Annotated in this window: 16 protein-coding genes; 9 read left to right on the top strand and 7 right to left on the bottom strand. The window is 52.5% G+C overall.

Annotated elements, in window-relative coordinates:
- Positions 1-67 precede the first annotated feature (67 nt).
- On the bottom strand, positions 68-952 hold the full coding sequence (btpA, locus tag GS601_RS08075) for a photosystem I biogenesis protein BtpA (protein ID WP_202924949.1): 885 nt from the start codon (positions 950-952) through the stop codon (positions 68-70).
- A 113-nt stretch (positions 953-1,065) separates the two neighbouring features.
- On the opposite strand from btpA, the gene GS601_RS08070 reads away from it, so the two are divergent.
- Positions 1,066-1,812: a creatininase family protein gene (locus GS601_RS08070; RefSeq protein WP_162422748.1), complete on the top strand. Its 747-nt coding sequence runs from the start codon at positions 1,066-1,068 to the stop codon at positions 1,810-1,812.
- Between the two features lie 56 nt (positions 1,813-1,868).
- On the opposite strand, the gene GS601_RS08065 is transcribed toward GS601_RS08070, so the two are convergent.
- On the bottom strand, positions 1,869-5,129 hold the full coding sequence (locus tag GS601_RS08065) for an ATP-binding protein (RefSeq protein WP_162422747.1): 3,261 nt from the start codon (positions 5,127-5,129) through the stop codon (positions 1,869-1,871).
- A 586-nt stretch (positions 5,130-5,715) separates the two neighbouring features.
- Between GS601_RS08065 and GS601_RS08060 the strand changes: the two genes are divergently transcribed.
- From GS601_RS08060 to kaiC, 3 genes are all read left to right on the top strand, one after another.
- The gene (locus GS601_RS08060) at positions 5,716-6,618 is read left to right on the top strand and encodes a circadian clock protein KaiA (RefSeq protein WP_238393148.1); all 903 of its coding nucleotides are present in this window, start codon (positions 5,716-5,718) and stop codon (positions 6,616-6,618) included.
- Positions 6,619-6,799: 181 nt separating this feature from the next.
- Positions 6,800-7,114 carry a circadian clock protein KaiB gene (gene kaiB, locus GS601_RS08055; RefSeq protein ID WP_162422746.1) on the top strand — a complete coding sequence of 105 codons (315 nt, stop codon included), beginning with the start codon at positions 6,800-6,802 and terminating at the stop codon, positions 7,112-7,114.
- 126 nt (positions 7,115-7,240) lie between these two features.
- Positions 7,241-8,794: a circadian clock protein KaiC gene (gene kaiC / locus GS601_RS08050; protein WP_162422745.1), complete on the top strand. Its 1,554-nt coding sequence runs from the start codon at positions 7,241-7,243 to the stop codon at positions 8,792-8,794.
- A 136-nt stretch (positions 8,795-8,930) separates the two neighbouring features.
- Here kaiC and queF read toward each other — a convergent pair whose 3' ends face one another.
- Both queF and GS601_RS08040 read right to left on the bottom strand, forming a co-directional pair.
- Positions 8,931-9,329 carry a preQ(1) synthase gene (queF, locus tag GS601_RS08045; RefSeq protein WP_162422744.1) on the bottom strand — a complete coding sequence of 133 codons (399 nt, stop codon included), beginning with the start codon at positions 9,327-9,329 and terminating at the stop codon, positions 8,931-8,933.
- 198 nt (positions 9,330-9,527) lie between these two features.
- The gene (locus tag GS601_RS08040; protein ID WP_338016992.1) at positions 9,528-10,823 is read right to left on the bottom strand and encodes a D-alanyl-D-alanine carboxypeptidase; all 1,296 of its coding nucleotides are present in this window, start codon (positions 10,821-10,823) and stop codon (positions 9,528-9,530) included.
- A 57-nt stretch (positions 10,824-10,880) separates the two neighbouring features.
- Between GS601_RS08040 and GS601_RS08035 the strand changes: the two genes are divergently transcribed.
- On the top strand, positions 10,881-11,546 hold the full coding sequence (locus tag GS601_RS08035) for a cofactor assembly of complex C subunit B (RefSeq protein ID WP_162422743.1): 666 nt from the start codon (positions 10,881-10,883) through the stop codon (positions 11,544-11,546).
- A gap of 56 nt (positions 11,547-11,602) precedes the next feature.
- Entirely contained in the window at positions 11,603-12,127 is a 525-nt protein-coding gene (locus GS601_RS08030; RefSeq protein ID WP_162422742.1) for a DUF456 domain-containing protein, read from the top strand.
- Between the two features lie 118 nt (positions 12,128-12,245).
- Here the strand turns inward: GS601_RS08030 and argC are convergent, their stop codons facing one another.
- The 3 genes from argC to GS601_RS08015 form a co-directional block, all read right to left on the bottom strand.
- Entirely contained in the window at positions 12,246-13,223 is a 978-nt protein-coding gene (gene argC, locus GS601_RS08025) for an N-acetyl-gamma-glutamyl-phosphate reductase (protein WP_162422741.1), read from the bottom strand.
- A 127-nt stretch (positions 13,224-13,350) separates the two neighbouring features.
- Entirely contained in the window at positions 13,351-13,809 is a 459-nt protein-coding gene (locus GS601_RS08020) for a hypothetical protein (protein WP_162422740.1), read from the bottom strand.
- A gap of 122 nt (positions 13,810-13,931) precedes the next feature.
- On the bottom strand, positions 13,932-14,399 hold the full coding sequence (locus GS601_RS08015) for a hypothetical protein (RefSeq protein WP_162422739.1): 468 nt from the start codon (positions 14,397-14,399) through the stop codon (positions 13,932-13,934).
- Between the two features lie 33 nt (positions 14,400-14,432).
- Between GS601_RS08015 and GS601_RS08010 the strand changes: the two genes are divergently transcribed.
- The 3 genes from GS601_RS08010 (at position 14,433) to GS601_RS08000 (ending at position 17,402) form a co-directional block, all read left to right on the top strand.
- The gene (locus GS601_RS08010) at positions 14,433-15,122 is read left to right on the top strand and encodes a response regulator transcription factor (RefSeq protein ID WP_162422738.1); all 690 of its coding nucleotides are present in this window, start codon (positions 14,433-14,435) and stop codon (positions 15,120-15,122) included.
- 128 nt (positions 15,123-15,250) lie between these two features.
- Positions 15,251-16,555, top strand: a complete 1,305-nt coding sequence (locus GS601_RS08005) for a sensor histidine kinase (protein WP_162422737.1) — start codon at positions 15,251-15,253, stop codon at positions 16,553-16,555.
- Positions 16,556-16,700: 145 nt separating this feature from the next.
- Positions 16,701-17,402: a Crp/Fnr family transcriptional regulator gene (locus GS601_RS08000; RefSeq protein WP_162422736.1), complete on the top strand. Its 702-nt coding sequence runs from the start codon at positions 16,701-16,703 to the stop codon at positions 17,400-17,402.
- The last annotated feature ends 189 nt before the right edge of the window (positions 17,403-17,591 follow it).

Below are 17,591 nucleotides of genomic sequence, written 5' to 3'. Positions count from 1 at the left end.
TCACGTTCCGAACATTTTTAACCGAACATTTTTAACCGAACATTGCCTTCTGAACCTTGTCTCACCTTTATGAATGCAGTTTGATCGAAGAAACCGATGTTGCTGATTTCTTTGATGGAGCACTCCGACGAGCCGCTTCAACAAAGCGACTGACGCGAATCGGATCGATTGGGTTGTCGCGTTTGCCTTGGCGCTTGAGCGAACTGGAGACAATCACGCCATCTGCCGCTTGCATCAGGTCAGGAATATTTTCCCAGTCGGCTCCACTGCCAATAAAAACTGGGGTTCCGTTGGCGGCAGCGCTGGCAAGTTCCAAGTCTTCTCGGCTCGTTGGGCTGCCCGTTGCCCACCCCGACAATATCACCGCATCGGCTAAGCCGCGCTCGATCGTGTCTTGCACAGCAGTTGTGAGATTGATCGACCCCAGAGGACGAGCATGTTTAACCAGCACATCTGCCATGATTTTGACATCGCTGCCCAACTCGCGGCGATAGCGCATTAGCTCGTGGGCGCGTCCTTCGATCAAGCCTTGATCGGTTGCCATAATGCCCGTCCAGACATTGACGCGGATAAACTGGGCTTGCACACACGCCGCGATCGCAAGGGCACTCCGGGCATCGTTTCGCAAAACATTTAGCCCGATGGGAAGGGTGACGAGGTGCTTTAGCCGTTGCACTACCACAGTCATCGCGCTGACGACCGCCGGATCAACTTGATCTTTGGGAAAAGGGGCATCAAAAAAGTTTTCTATAATCATGCCATCGACGCCGCCTGCCGCTAGAGCCGTCGCTTCTTGCTCTGCTCGGTCAATAACGGCTTTTAAGCTGCCACCCCAACGCGGAGAGGAGGGCAACGGCAACAAATGCACGACGCCAATGACAGGATTGGGAGTTTTGAATACTTGGTTTAAGTCCACAGTGCCTAAAACAGTGCCTAAATTAAGATGCTTCAAGGATCGCCTTTCTCAGCACCATCAATACTGAAAATGATAACGTCTTAGCGTACCGGACGGAGATCTCCTGTTCACGTCTGGTGAAAAATTAACCCCGACCTCACTCCCTGCTTATGTTGCTCCATCTCAGTACTTGGCACGACGTTGAAGCTTACCTCGATCGCTCTAGAGGCATTATTTTGCCCATCGGCTCGACTGAACAGCACGGTCCTACCGGGTTGATTGGCACCGATGCGATTTGTGCAGACGCGATCGCACGCAGGGTTGGGGAGATAGCCGATGCGATCGTGGCACCGCCGATCCAGGTCGGCATGGCGCTGCATCACACGGCATTTCCAGGCAGCATCAGCCTCCGCCCCAGCACGATGATTCTGATGATTCGAGACTATCTCACCTCTCTGGCAAAAGCTGGATTTCGCAAATTCTTCTTTATCAATGGGCATGGCGGCAACGTGGCAACACTCAAAGCCGCGTTTTCTGAAACTTACGCCCATTTAGCAGATATCGGCATTCCAGAGAGCCACTTGGTGCACTGTCAAGTGAGTAACTGGTATATGTGCAGTTCGGTGTATCAACTGGCGAAACAGTTGTATGGCGACCAAGAAGGCTCCCACGCAACGCCGAGCGAAGTGGCGCTGACGCAGTATCTCTATCCAGAATCGATCAAACATACGCTGTTGGATGAGGGCGTATCGCGCGATCGTCAGATTTATGGATCGATCGATTTTCGCCGCCGCTATCCTGATGGTCGGATGGGGTCAAATCCTGCGTTGGCAACGCCAGAACACGGGCAGCAATTTTACGAATTAGCCGTAAAAGACCTCACAGATGCCTATCTCAAGTTTCTCGCGGCAGCATAATCAGCGTTTCGATCGTCAGATTCTTTAAAGCGCGCGAGCACGCCGCAGATTTACGGTTAATGGGTCAGAATTTGGTTGATTTGGCTGAGCAACTCTTCCATCGGCAGCGGCGGCAGCGTTTGGGTAGAAAGGCTATTGAGCAAGGCAAAGACTTCATCTTCCAGCAGGTTTGAGCGGTTTCGTTCTGGCGTGGAGTAATGATCAATGACGAGAACAGGCGGCTTGTTGGGCAGATTTTTCAACGCATTCAGCACATCGCGGCTCGACTCATCCAACTCGGTTTCGCGCCAATAAACCAACAGCAAATCGACACTTTGGGTTTGCAGCTTTTGCATCGCTTCTGAGTGCGATCGCGCCACCATTCCCCGAAATCCTGCCATCTGAAGATACTGCATCAGCGCTTGCAGCCACTCAGACTCTTTGTGATGAGCTTCAGAATTGATGATCTTTGCAGAATCGATCGCCAGCACCAACGGACGCCACGCAAACCCCGCCGCCACCTGAATCACTTGCAGCAACGCCGACGTTTCCGACTGCCCCGCCGCCACCGATTGCTCAACTAGAGGTGCCAGACAGGGAAACACCGTCAGCCCCGACACCTGATTGGCGGCCTGAGTCGTTGCCACATCTAGCGTCACAATCGGCAACGAGACCAGAAACGATCGCTCTCCCAACAGCTTAAGATAGCCACTCGGATCGGGCATTGCTGGATCGAGCACCACCACATTGGGTTTCCAAACCTGGGCGAGAAGCTCAGCTTGCTCCAGGTCATCGGCTTCGAGGACGCGATAATTTTGGCTGTGGAGCAAGGCATTGAGATCGATCGTCGCGTCATTCCCCAAGCGATCGCGATCGCTGTAACGCATTGGGCTGATACGCAGCACAACTAGGCTTGTCTCAGAATCGGCTGTGTCAGGTGCCGATTCTGCTTCGGTAAATTGGCTGAGCACTTGCTTGAGCGGCTTTTTGGCGATCGGCAAACTCAAAAAGCCATCCGCCTGATTGCGGTAGGCATGGGCGCGATCGCTGCGGGTTCCCATCACAATCACCGGAATGCCCCGCGTCTGAGCGTCGGCTTTGAGCAGCGTCAGCACATCCCACCCCGACAAGGCAGGTAAGAGGGGATTGAGGAATACCGCACAGGGCTGCAAGCGCCGGGCTTTTTCTACCGCCTCTGTTCCCGATCGAGCCACCACAAAGCGATAGCCCAGTTCCCCAAGCTGTTCGCCGAGATTTTCGAGCGATCGCACCACCGCTTCCACAATCAGCACCAATCGGTTTTCCGAGGCAGGACGAGTCAGACCGCCGAGGGTCAGCGTGGGCTGCGGCGGCAGGGGCGGCAGCAAGAGGGTAAACTGGCTGCCCTGATGCTCTTTGGATGTAAACGAAACATCACCGCCATGGAGCCGCGCCAACCGCTGCGTCAGCACCAATCCCAGCCCTGCCCCCTCAAAGCGGCGCGTCAGGGGGTTTTCAAGCTGCTGAAACTTCTGAAAAATCAAATGCTGTTTTTCTGCTGGAATGCCAATTCCGGTATCCCACACGGTAAACGCCACCCAGCCTTCCCAAAGACCCACATTCAAGCCGATGCGCCCCGTTGCGTCGGTAAACTTGAGTGCGTTGGAGAGGAGGTGAACCAACATCTGGCGGAGCCGCTGTTCGTCAGCAACTAGGGTTTCCAACCCAGGTTCGAGAAGGCAACTAAAGTGAGGAAGTTGGCTCACCAGATCTGAGGTTACCTGCTGTTCTTGCTGTTCTTCAAGATAAAGTTGCTGGGCTTGCTCGAAGGCGCGATCGCACACCGTTGCGATGGTCACAGGTTCGATCGCTAACTCTAATTGCCCCGTCTCCATGCGGGTCAGATCGAGAATATCGTTGACGATCGTCATCAAATGGCGTCCGCTGCGGTGGATCAGGTGGGCATAGCGCACCTGCCGCTCATTGAGCGACCCCGACAACTGATCTTTGAGCAAACTCGACAAACCCAGCACCGCCGTGAGCGGCGTTCGCAATTCGTGGCTGATGCAGGCTAAAAACTCATCCTTGAGCCGATTGAGATGCACCAAATCCGCATTTTTTGCCGCCAATTCTCTCGTAAGCTGGTGCTGTTCGGTGACATCTTGCGCCAAAACCAGCCACAAATCCTCCTCTGGCATCGGCTTTCCGGGGGGGTGCGCCGATGGCTCTTGGGTGCTGTCTAGCGTTGCCAGCCTAAAGGGGGACTCTAACCAAGACGGCGCAGACCCAACCATCGAAACATCGGACTCGGTAAACAAGCCGCCCAGGGGAATTTTAATAAACTGAATAATTCGTTCTTGCCCATTTTTCAACGGGCAGACGCAAATGCATGTGTCAGGCGTTGCCCCCACCTGGCACGAACTGATGGCAAGCGGCGGCTCAAACGGGTCAGCATGACTAACAGTGCTTTCTAGGGGGGCGCGATCGAGCGACGGTTCGGGGGGCGGCATCGCATATTCTAGGACGGCGGCTGCCTCACGCTGCACCCAGCCCGGATCGACTAGATCGCCCAATTGGTCTTGCCAGTGAACGTTTCGAGCCACCACATTGCCTGCTGTAGTTTGCAGCATGAGCGGTAGTGGTAAGCGCTCTAAACATTGCATCAGCGATCGCAGTGCCGTGATCGATGGATCGCCCGATGAGGGCAGCGAAGACCGACGAATCTGAGTCCGAAACTGCTCAATCTGAAGACGCAACTGCTGCTTGAGCCGCAGCATGTCTGACGGCAGTTCAGCCCGTTCAGGGGTGCTCTCTGCCTTGACATAATGCCAAAGCAACTCAGAGGACTTCGCGATCGCTGTTGCTTTGGCAACTTCTAGAGAAGGGCGCTCTGCCCCCATCTCGCCGTAGGGAGCCTTGAACAGGGGTTCATCCGCCGCACCTGTTGCAGATAGCGCCACAAACTTTCGTAAATAGAACGTATCAACTAAACCTAAATATTTTCCTTCACTGCTGATCACTGCCCAAAACCGCACCGATGAATAGAGCAATTCGGCGGCATAGTGGGTCAACGGCTGATCGTGGAGAACACAGGGCAAGGCATCAATTTCTAGCAGATCTGCGATCGGCTGATCGGCATAGGCAGCTTGCCCCAAAAACGGGAAAAGTTGGCGGCTGTGGATCAGCCCAATCGGATAGTGCGCCTCGTCAATCACCACGATCCGATCGGGGGGCATATCACTCCGGGTAGCGCCCCCCGGATGATCGAGCAAGCCTACCGCGATCGCAAGGGTTGCCGAGGCAAAACAGGTTACGGCAGGCTCAGTAAAATCACAGAATTTGGCGTCGAGTATGTCCATAGGAAATCTGCCGCAAAGCTAACCGTCGAGAGCGCCAATGTTACATGGGAATCGGCTGTTAATAATTCTGTGTCATCAACTTCTGTGCATCAACTAAAGTCAAGGAAAAGTGCTACCAGCAACACCATTACAAAGCCTGGGTACAAAACCTGCTAAAAGATGAAGCCTATAATTAGTAAGGGCGCTTATCTTAAAATTTGCTCTTGATTTTGCTTACCTTGATTTACGGTAGAAATCTTATTTGCTTTAAGAAACGGTTGACCCCCGTTTTTCAGGCGGAAATGCTTCTTTAAGACTTATTATTATAGTGAACGATGTGCAGTAAAGTTGAAGTAATCATTAAATCTTTCAGCAAATCGTTTACCCTAGAAAGAGTTCTATTTCCACTGCTTTACAGCCATTTGCTGTGTTAGTCGTTCATCCGTTCACCATCGGTGGCACCCAACCTAGAAGATGCCGAACACTAGACCCAATCAAGGCGTTTCGTTCTCTTATCCATCAAGTTTAGGTTAGCCATTCTCTATACAATTTGTGATTTAAGCTTTTTTGCCGTTGGTTTTACGTTAGTTTACAGGGTTACTCAGCCTTGACCGCTTCATCTTATTTGCCTAGCCGCCCACAACTCTTTATTTGTGTTTTTGTCCACTCTTTAGCATTGACGCGATCGCTGGTGTCTATGTTTGAGGGTGAGCGGTTTACGGTTGCCCAACCCTGCACCAACGACGAGTTTTTTGATGTAATCGATCGCGAGAAACAGCAGATTGACTGCCTAATATTGCAAGACGGGCAAATGCTGCCTCAGCTTATCAATTGGCTTCAAGCTCAGGCAACCCTGTTACCCGCTATTATTCTTGACGCCGAGGCTCAAGACGGTGCAACAACTCCCCCTCCCAACCAGACCCCAGCAACGGTGCTCTACCACACGGCAGAAATTCGAGTCTCGCTGGCAGGGCAAACGCAGATGGCTGAGCAGGTCGAGGCTGCGATCGCGGCATTTCTCAAGCTCTCGCCATCGTGTCAGTTGCCCAACGCTCCCTCAACCGCCGATGACCCAGAGGATCGTCTAACCACACAAAACTTTTTAATGCTGCAACAGCAGCGGCTCACCGACAAGCTTAAAGCACGATTGGGCTATTTGGGAGTCTACTACAAACGCAATCCCAAAGACTTTTTGCGGCACTTATCTCCCCGCGATCGCCACACGCTGATGGCTCAAGTACGAAAAGACTACCGAGCCATTATCTTGACGTACTTTGATGGAGATGCCGAACTCAACCAACGGGTCGATAATTTCGTCAATCTTATGTTTTTTGCCGACGTTCCAGTAGCGCAAATCGTAGAGATTCATATGGAACTCATGGATGAGTTTTCTAAACAGCTAAAATTAGAAGGGCGAAGCGAGGAAATCTTACTCGACTATCGGTTGACCTTGATTGATGCGATCGCGCATTTGTGCGAAATGTATCGACGAGCCGTTCCCCGTGAGTAATAGAGCCGCTGCCGTGGTTTGGGGTGTCCAAAAAGCGCAGGTTTGCAAAGCTTCACAGGAGGAGGGCAATCCATTTACAATTATTTAGGGGGATTTGTTAGGGAAATTTATAATCCCAAATTGTTAGTCCGATCGATCGTTTGTTTATCTTTTAAGGCGCTCGTGATAAAAAGGGTCAACTATGAGTCCACTACGGAAAACTTACGTTCTAAAACTGTACGTGGCAGGAAACACGCCAAACTCAATCCGCGCTTTAAAGACTCTCAACAACATTCTTGAAAAAGAGTTTCAAGGTGTCTACGCATTAAAAGTCATTGATGTTCTTAAAAATCCTCAACTTGCTGAGGAAGATAAAATCCTGGCAACACCCACACTGGCGAAAATTTTGCCGCCTCCAGTGCGTCGAATCATTGGCGATCTTTCCGATCGAGAAAAAGTATTGATTGGTCTTGATCTGCTGTATGAAGAATTGCGTGAAGAGGAAATGGAAGGATAAAACGGAGTCGCAAATTTACCGTAATGCCTCAATTGGTTAAGTTTTGAACTAGATTCAGTGTAAAAATATAACAGGTTTAGCCCTCAATTCCAGGAGCCTAGCTCCGCATGTTTGATAACTACACTTATGAATTCGATTAATCAGACCGATCTTCGTAATCAATCAGGAGTGACCGGCGTTCAAAAAATTAGGACGATGATTGAGGGCTTCGATGACATTAGTCATGGAGGTTTACCTGTAGGGCGAACCACACTCGTGAGCGGCACCTCCGGAACTGGAAAAACCCTCCTTGCTGTGCAGTTTCTCTATCACGGAATCACTCAATTTGACGAACCAGGAGTTTTTGTAACGTTTGAAGAATCTCCGGCAGATGTGATTAAAAACGCCTTTAGCTTTGGGTGGGATCTGCAACAGTTGGTCGATGAAGGCAAGTTGTTTATTTTAGATGCCTCTCCTGACCCAGAAGGGCAAGATGTCGTGGGGAATTTTGATCTGTCTGCCCTGATCGAGCGAATTCAGTATGCCATCCGCAAATATAAAGCCAAGCGCGTCTCGATCGATTCAGTCACCGCCGTGTTTCAGCAGTATGAGGCAGCCTCAGTGGTGCGGCGAGAAATTTTCCGGCTCGTGGCACGGCTCAAGCAGATCGGGGCAACCACGGTGATGACCACAGAACGAGTCGATGAGTATGGGCCAGTCGCTCGGTTTGGGGTAGAAGAATTTGTATCAGATAATGTGGCGATCGTGCGAAATGTTTTAGAAGGAGAACGTCGCCGTCGCACGATCGAAATTTTAAAGCTGCGCGGCACAACCCACATGAAAGGGGAATATCCCTTCACCATTACCAACCAGGGCATTAATATCTTTCCGTTGGGGGCAATGCGCCTGACTCAGCGATCGTCTAACGTGAGAGTCTCTTCGGGAGTCGCCACGCTTGATGAAATGTGCGGCGGCGGCTTTTTCAAAGATTCGATCATTTTGGCAACCGGCGCTACCGGAACCGGCAAAACACTGTTGGTCAGCAAGTTCTTGCAAGAAGCCTGCGCCCGGGGCGATCGCGCCGTTTTGTTTGCCTACGAAGAATCTCGCGCCCAACTGTCGCGCAACGCTTACTCGTGGGGCATCGACTTTGAAGACTTAGAGCAAAAAGGGGTACTCCGGATCATTTGCGCCTATCCAGAATCGGCGGGGCTAGAGGATCATTTACAGATTATTAAGTCTGAAATTGCCGAATTTAAGCCCTCTCGGATTGCGATCGATTCTCTATCTGCCCTGGCGCGGGGGGTAAGCAACAATGCATTTCGTCAGTTTGTCATTGGCGTGACTGGCTTTGCCAAACAAGAAGAAATTACCGGCTTCTTCACCAACACAACCGACCAGTTTATGGGATCGCATTCGATCACCGATTCCCACATTTCTACGATTACGGATACTATTTTGATGCTGCAATACGTAGAAATTCGGGGAGAGATGTCTCGCGCCCTCAATGTGTTTAAAATGCGCGGCTCTTGGCACGATAAGGGCATTCGAGAGTACACGATTAATGCCCAAGGTCCTCAGATCAAAGAGTCGTTCCGCAACTTCGAGCGCATTATTAGCGGCTCGCCAACGCGCATTGCAGTTGATGAAAAAAGCGACTTATCGCGAATCACTAAGGGTCTTAAAGAAGGCGGGTTGTAGTTGGGCAGAGTGTCTTAGTCACGGATGGGGCGGCTGGAGCGGTAGAACGATGAAAGCTCTATTCCACCCATCCTGCCTCACCTGCGATCGCTGACGTTTATCGCAGGCGTTATCCCATCCTTCGTCGCTCGCCCCCCTAAACCGCTTTCGCGTGCGTGACTTCAACCACGGTATGGACATTGCCCCGGGGCGTGTAGTCTGCCTTAACCGTAACTTCGAGGGGATCGCACGCGGCAACGAGGTCATCTAAGATTTGGTTGGTTGCTTCTTCGTGAGAAATATAGCGATCGCGGTAGCTATTGATGTAAAGCTTAATGGCTTTGAGTTCTACAACCCGCTGATCTGGGATGTAGGTAACGTAGATGGTTCCGAAATCAGGATAGCCAGAAAACGGGCACTTACAGGTAAATTCTGGCAGGGTAATGGTGATGGTGTAGCGGCGTCCGGGTCGAGGATTGGGAAAGGTGATCAAGTTGCCTTCTTCGATCAACCGCTCTCCATACTTCACATCGTGGGTTTCTTGAGTGTGGGACATTTTAGCAAATCTGGGTCTATGGGGTTCAGCGTTCTGATTTTATCAATTCTGTTCGAGCAAGAGAAGCAAAGGCAAGATCGGCTTCCCAAAAACGGACGCCTCACTGGTAGATTGTCAACGTTGAGTGGAGGGGTGGAGGGGTGATGGGTAGATGGTTCCAATTACTAGACTCCCCCTCATTTCAACCTTGACAGACCACTAGCCACCGTAGACGATTTCGCTGCGAACGGCGGCTCCCAAGGTTGCTCGGCGTGCGGTCACCCATTTGCTAGGTTGCACCTGGTCTGCCGTGGCTTTGCCCCACTGCTGCTGTAAGGTTTGCAGCAAAACGTCTTGCTGCTTGCGTAGAGAGGAGATCTCGGTTCCCCGATTGAGGATAGCAAACTGGACTAAGCCGCGATCGCGCGTCGGCAAGACGCCAGCTAGGGCACTCACTTCATTTAAGGTGCCAGTCTTTACCACCGATTGAGCAGGCAAGGATCGATCTTCTAAGGTTGTGCCAACGCCCTCTAGACCGGCCACGGGAAACAGGTCGCCCAAGCTCAAATTGTGGGGATGGATGACGCGATCGAGGGCGGCAACCAGAGCGCAAGCAGCACGCGCCGATAGCCGATTGTCTACACCCAAGCCAGAGCCGTTGACCAACTGAATTTCGCTGGGGTCAAGGTTGGCAGCCTCTGTGGCTATTTGCATCATCGTTTGAGTGCCGCCCATTGTTTCGGTCAACAGTTGCGACATCTCGTTATCGCTCTGGACATTCATGTATCTGAGCAAATCTGTCAACGGTAAAGACCGATGGCGCATTAAAACCGTTGGGCTGGCAGCAGGAGCGCCAAGCCGGATTGCACCCGCGATCGCAACTTTCGGACGCCGCGTTTCAGTGGGCAGTGCCGCAAATTCTTCTGCGATCGCGGCGTCCCACTGGTCAGCATCCAACGCCATTTTCAGAGCATTACCCGACTGCACCGGGTCGGCATCAAAATTCATCATGAATCGCCCAGTGATGATCAGATCGCCCGTAACGCGGGTAATGCCGATTTGATTGAGCGCATTGCCCAGCGCGATCGCATCTTCCCAAACAAACATCGGATCGCCGCTCGCTTGAACTACTAAATCTCCTTGAAGTTCTCCATTTTGAATGAGACCCGTCGCCGAAACTGGCGTTTCAAACTGGTGGTCGGCTCCCCAGGTTTGCAGCGCGGCTAACGACGTGGCAATTTTTGTCAGCGACGCCGCTGGCATTGCCGTCATTCCCTGATGACTAGCAAGCAGCGTCGAACCCGACTGTAGCCAAATTCCTTGAGACGATGGCTCCAACCCTTGGCTCACCAGATTTTGGAGATAGTGCTGGATCACGGCTTCCGCTGCCGCATCGGTTGAGGGGGTGATCGACCAATCCACCTGAGCCGCGATCTGCCAGGGATCAAGCGATGGCGGCACACCTGCCATTTTTAGCCATGCAGATACGAAACCTGCACTAAAGACTTCTAGCACGGCAGCCCTCCTGATCAGGGTGTAGGGTAGAGGATGTAGGGTAAGGAACGCAAAGCAATGGCAAAGGCTGATCCAAATCGGATTTTGCGACTGATGCCGATCGCAGTTGGCATCTTGGGAGGCATTCTACTACTGGCGAATCGCAGTTTGACGCCAAATTTAACAGATTCTCAAGCCCGGGTGGATGCCCTCGGCGTCATTCTAAGCGCGGTGCTGATTTTAACAGGAATGTTGTGGCAGCAGGTTCAGGCGAGAACCCCCGATCGCGTGCAACTTGTTGGAGAAGAAGGCTTTGAACTCGCGCCAAACTTGCCAGAGGCGGTGGAAACAGAGTTGGCGTGGGCGTCTCACATTTTGTTGACCAACACCGTGACAAAATCGCTGATTGTGCTGTATCGCGGTCAGGTGCTGCTGCGGCGTGGAATTCTTAGCCCTAATGCCGACGTGAAACCGGGGGCAATTTTGCAGCGCGTGTTGGACAAGAAAAAACCCATTTATCTGGTGGCGTTAAGCGTCTACCCTGGGCGCATTGAGTTTGATTACTTGCCAGAAAATACCCAGGGAGTGATCTGTCAGCCGATCGGCACCGAGGGCGTGTTGATTTTGGCAGCCAATGCCCCGCGCAGCTATACCAAGCAAGATGAAAACTGGGTGGCTGCGATCGCACAAAAACTTGACCACACCCTCTCCCTCTCGTTTCACCCTCAAGGTCTATCCTCCTAGCCTCACCTACAACTCAGTTTGCGTTACCTTATTCGTAGAATTATTACGCTGTTGCCATGATTGCTTTGTATTGGGCGCTAGTTGCTGTGATGGTGGTTGGGATTGTCGGCGCGATCGTGCCTGGCATTCCGGGGATCGGTCTGATTTTGGCAGCCGTTGTCGTTTGGGGGTTTGTCAAAGGGTTTGCTGCCGTTAGCGTGGCATTACCTGTTGCGATCGCGGTGTTTGTGGTCAGCATTGGTGTCGATTTTCTGGCTACGTATTGGGGAGCCAAAAAAGCAGGCGCGAGCCACTGGGGGCAAATCGGCGCGATCGTTGGCTTTGTTCTCGGCTTCCTTGGCTTTTTACCGACCGTGCCGATCGGCGGCCCGATTGGCATCATCATCGGCATTTTGTTAGGACCATTGCTCGGTGCGATCGTCGGAGAGTTTTTGTATCGCAAAGACTTGCTGCTTGCCGTTAAAGCCGGAATGGGGATCGTCGTTGGCTCGGTGCTGGGAAATTTATTGCAGGCAATTTTTGCGATCGCGACGGTCGGCATCTTCCTCTACACCACCGTTCCAACGGCAACAGGTAGCTAAACCATGGCAATTCTTCAGCCCTGACAAGCAGGAGTTACGCATGGCAGCAGACGGGGGAAAACCAAAGCGATGAGGTTGGAACCCCGATCGATTCCTCACCCATCAGCGTTGAAAGCATCTACAACCCCAACGTTTCGTCAACCCCCAGCATCAGGTTGAGATTTTGAACCGCCGCCCCAGAGGCTCCTTTGCCCAAATTATCCAGTCGGGCAACGAGCAACGCTTCTTGGGTCGTGTCGTTGGCAAAAACAAAAATCTGCACGACGTTGGTGCCATTCATTGCCGTGGCATCTAAGAAAGTTCCGTCTCGCAGCACAGAAGAATCCTGAAACGGAGCAACTTGGACGAACGGTTCTCCTTGGTAATAGTGTGCGATCGCATCATACATTTCCTGTCCCGATGGCGGCTGAGCCAACGTCCAAAGCGGCAGCGGAATTTGCACCAACATGCCTTGCTCAAAGTCGCCCACCGAGGGCACAAACAAGGGCGGCGAGGCTAATCCAGAATATCGCTGCATCTCCTTGACGTGCTTGTGCCCAAACTTTGTTCCATAAATGCCGTACGGGTAAGAGGAGCCGTTTGAAGACTGCTGATCTTGCTCAGCGTGAAAGGCTTTATATTGGCGGATCAGGGGTTTGCCGCCCCCCGAATAGCCCGACACCGCATTGATCGTCACCGGAAACTCAGCAGGGAGCAACCCTGCCGCCACCAAAGGGCGCACGCAGGATAGAAACCCCGTTGGATAGCAGCCCGGAACGCTGACAAACTGAGCATTAGCGACCTTCTCGCGCTGTCCAGGATTTAGTTCGGGAAAGCCATACACCCATGCCTCGACTGTGCGATGGGCAGTACTGGCATCTAGAATCTTCACCCTCGGATTGCTCACAAAGCTGACGGCTTCTCTGGCGGCATCGTCTGGCAAGCAGAGAATGGCGATATCAACGGCATTGATCTGGGCAGCGCGGGCTGTGGCATCTTTGCGCCGAGCGTCATCTAGGCTGACAATTTCAAGGTCATCTCGTTGGCTGAGGCGGGAGGAGATTTGTAAGCCCGTTGTGCCTGCTTCTCCATCAATAAAAACCGTGGGTTTAGCCATCGTGCGGGGATGCCTTTCGTGATCGTACAGAAGGTTAGAGTAAAGGGGCTACTCTAGGTTCTCCCGATTTTACAGTATTGGTCAAGGGCTAAAGGGTACGTGGGGCACTTTTGGGCATGAGCAACGCCTAATGGCGATCGCGCTTCAAGTCGTAGATCACTTTCTCGGCGCACCAGTCGATCGAACGCTCTGGGTGATGGAGTTTGGTTTGGTACAACAAGCGGTTCGCCACTTTTTGATCGTCATGCACCAAGGTCATCAGTTTGCGCTGAAGCGATCGACTCGCCTGATCAAACCCCACCGCAGACGATGTAGAGAACGGTTGAGATTTCCCGTTTGAGCGAGAAGATTGAATGGCTTTGCTGCCCAGCACGGCTGCCCCGGTTGCGATCGCAATGCCGACCAAAGGAGCAGCACTCGGTTCTCGATCGTTTAGCGTGGGGCGAGATTGAGCAAGTTGCATCGGTCTATGGCTCTCTTGCGATTGGGTTGCCAGCGCCGGGGTTGCCAACAGACCGCCGACCACGGTTAGCGCCCAAACCGAAGCGGTGGTGATAGAGTTTTGGAAAAACGATGGATAACGCATTGGAATTAATGAAATTCAAACATGGGATTCTATTTCTATTTTGAATAAAAGTTATGACAGCAAAATGTCAAGGGGGTGAGCCAAAATTGCGAGAAAATTTGAGACAGAACCCTGGGCGATCGCTACTTTACCGAGACCCGCATCAAGCGGTTGACCTGCGATCGTGAGACGCCTAATTCCTGTGCGATCGCAGCTTCGATTTGCGCTAGATCGCTCACCGGAAACTCAAATTTCAGCGTTCTTAGCGGTGAACCCGCCGTTCTCACCGTGGCGATCGAAAACTGCTGCTGCCGATGGATGCTAACGTCGATCGCCACCACTACCACAGGCGGTGCAGGAGAGGCGGTCAACTTCAAGACTTTCTCTGTGGTGTAGGCGCGGCTGAGCCACCAATCGAGTCCTACCCCGCTCACTGCCCATGCCACTATGCCCAGCGCTGGCAGCAGCCAAACCGCTGATCCCACGAATCGCAGCGCGTAACCCTTTAAACGTTGTCCCATACGATAGGCTGAGATTGGCACTGCCAAGCCCTGGAGGGGTGCAAAGCGGAGTCTAGCCGCGATCGCAGGGCTTCGCTTCAGAGCGTCCACCGAGAATAAAACGCAACGGCTATCTCACGCACTATGCTTATTTTACTGGCTGAAGACGACCCAGCACAATTGGAACCGCTTCATACCGCCCTCTCAAAAGCTGGGCATACCGTCGATGCTGTGGAAGATGGGGACACGGCTCAATGGCTGATCCACGATAAGACCTACGACTTGCTGATTTTAGATTGGATGCTGCCCCATGTCACTGGCGTAACCCTCTGCCGCCACTATCGACAGGCCGGCAAAACCTCTCCTGTGCTGCTGCTGACCGCAAAAGATACTACCCTAGATAAAGTTACAGGCTTAGACGCAGGAGCCGATGATTATCTGGTCAAGCCGATCGACGTGATCGAGCTATTGGCGCGGGTGCGGGCGTTGGGGCGACGCTCTCCGCTGTGGCAAGGAGAAACCCTGAAGCTTGGAACCTTACAGCTACATCTGACCAATCTCATGATTGAGCGCGATCAAAAAACAGTGCAACTGTCAGGGCGCGAATTTCAACTGATGGAATATTTGATGCGCCATCCCCGCCAAGTTCTCTCCCACGAGCAGATCGAGAAAGCCCTGTGGGGATGGGGAAGCGAGCCGGAAAGCAATGCCGTCACCACCCTCGTGCGACGGCTGAGGCAACGACTCGAAGCGGTGGATGCGAAAGATTGGCTAGAAACCGTGTATGGCATTGGCTATCGCCTCAGTAGCGGAGATGGGTCACCTCACAGCTAGTGGTCTGTCAAGATTGAAATGGGGGGCTAGGAGGAGAGAGGGAGAGGGGGAGTCTAGCAATCGGAACTATCCACCCCTCCACCCCTCCACCCCTCCACTCAACGTTGACAATCTACTAGTCACCCGTTATGTTCGATCGCAGTCGTCGGAATCTAGCCTACTGGTTTGCCCTCTCAATGGGCAGCATTCTGGTTGCCTTTGCAGGAATTGGCTACTATTTCATCGTTCAAGAGCAGTTGAGAAGCTTGGATGAGACCTTGTATAAACGCACGCTAGCCATTGGCACAGGGCGCGACATTCAAGGAACGGCATTGCCCGATGCGCGCTCTAACCAGCAAGCGATCCCGTTTCTGAAAAACCAACCGTCGCTCACCGGGGAGATTGCCTACGTTCGGTGGTATAACGCGCAAGGGCGGTTGGTGAAATTTGTCGGCACGCCTGGCGTAGCGCATCCTTCCTTGTTTCAGGGCTATCAAACCTTTACCACGACACCGCCCGACGGCTCTCAGAAAATCTGGTTGAGAGCCTTGACGCTGCCGGTTCGCCAAGATGCTCAGTCGGTGGGCTATCTCCAAGTTGCAACCTCCCTCACGCCCCTGCGGGAGAGCTTAAACCAAGCGCGGTTTTTTCTGGTTTTGGGAGTTCCGGTGGCGGTTGGCGCGATCGCGCTCACCGGGTGGTTTTTAGGCGGCTTGGCCCTGCAACCCACCCGCCGATCTTACGAGCAACTTCAGCGATTTACGGCCGATGCCTCCCATGAATTGCGTGCCCCGATCGCGGCAGTGTTGAGCAATGCCCAGGTCGGTCTGCTCCCGCCCGAAGACCCGAAAGAGCAACAGTTTCGGCTAGAGCAAATTGTTGACATTGCAAAATTGATGAGCACCCTGGTGAACAATCTGCTGTTGCTCTCACGCCATGAAGGACACCTCGACCCCGCTCGATTGACCACCATTGATCTCGTTGAATTGCTGCGATCGCTGCTCTCTGACACCACCCTGCAAGCGCGCGATCGCACCCTTCACCTTAACGCTCAGCTTCCCGACCACCCCATTTATCTCAACGCCGATGGCGAATTGCTCAAACAAGCGATCGTGAATTTGCTCAGCAACGCGCTTAAATATACCCCAGAGGGAGGCAGTCTCTATCTCCGGGGGCTGACCCAGGCAGGGCGGGCGGTGATTCAGGTTCAAGATACGGGGATAGGCATTCCAGAAACCGATGTGCCCCATATTTTCGATCGCTTTTATCGGGTGGATGTGGCGCGATCGCGGCAGACCGGAGGCTTTGGGTTAGGACTTGCGATCGCCCAACAAATCATTCACGCCCATCGAGGACGAATCACCGTGACCAGCACGCTCAATCAAGGCTCAACCTTTCAAATCGAGCTTCCTCTCAAGTCCAAACCTGGGGGCAAAGGGGGTGCGTCAGCTTAATGGATCTAAATTCGATGAGTTCTCACAACCATTTTGCCCCGACCCCAACCGGAGATGACTTCGCCCAGCCCCCAGCCACAGGCTAAAAGGTGCCGTTGTTACTGAGCTAAAATCTAAAAGCGTCTTCCCATACCCTTCGCAAGATATGGATGTTAGAAACCGCTTACTGGAAGCTTTATGCTCTGGAGTGTATGAAAAATTGGCTCCTCATCTGAAGGAAGTCTCGCTAGAGCAAGGCAAAATTCTTCATCATCCTGGCGAAACGATTCGAGACCTCTATTTTCCGATCGATTGTCTGCTTTCCATCACGATCACGATGGAAGGCGGCATGATGGCTGAGACGGGTTTGGTTGGCAATCGGGAAGTGCTAGGTGTAAATGCCTTTATGGGAGGGCGCGAAACCACGCAGACACAATATATCGTTCAGATCACTGGAACTGCAATCAAAATTGATGCCGCCGTGCTGCTTGAAGAATTCGATCGCAACAAAGCACTCCGCAATGTCTTGCTGCGCTATACCCAAGCCCTGATCGCACAAATTTCGCAAACCACCGCCTGCAACCGTTTCCACACGTTAGAGCAACGCTTTGGGCGCTGGCTGCTAGAAGCGCAAGACCGCGTTAATTCAGACGAACTAAGGCTAACCCATGAGTTTCTCGCTCAAATGCTGGGGGTGAGACGTGCGGGGGTGAGCGAAGCGGCGCAGAAGTTTCAAGATAGCAAGCTGATTCGATATCACCGGGGTCGCATTAATATTCTCAACCAACCAGGACTTGAAGCAGCATCGTGCGAGTGTTTCAGATGCGTGAAGGAACAGTACGATCGCTTGCTCGGTGTAAGACAGTAAGACCGTAAAGAGTCTGCCCACGATACGAGGAAGGGGCTGATTCTACACTGCCCATCCCACATTTTTGAGGCTTTTTGAGGCGCGATCGCAGCCAATAACCCAGAACGCTCATGACATTTCTTTGTCACAATTGCCTGCCACACTAAATAATATCTTCTCTCCTGCATGGCTGCGGAAGATGAATCGACA

Source organism: Myxacorys almedinensis A (genome assembly GCF_010091945.1).
GTDB classification, from domain to species: domain Bacteria; phylum Cyanobacteriota; class Cyanobacteriia; order Leptolyngbyales; family Leptolyngbyaceae; genus Myxacorys; species Myxacorys almedinensis.
Note: the sequence above shows the minus strand (reverse complement) of the source record. Positions and strands in the feature narration are given on the sequence as shown.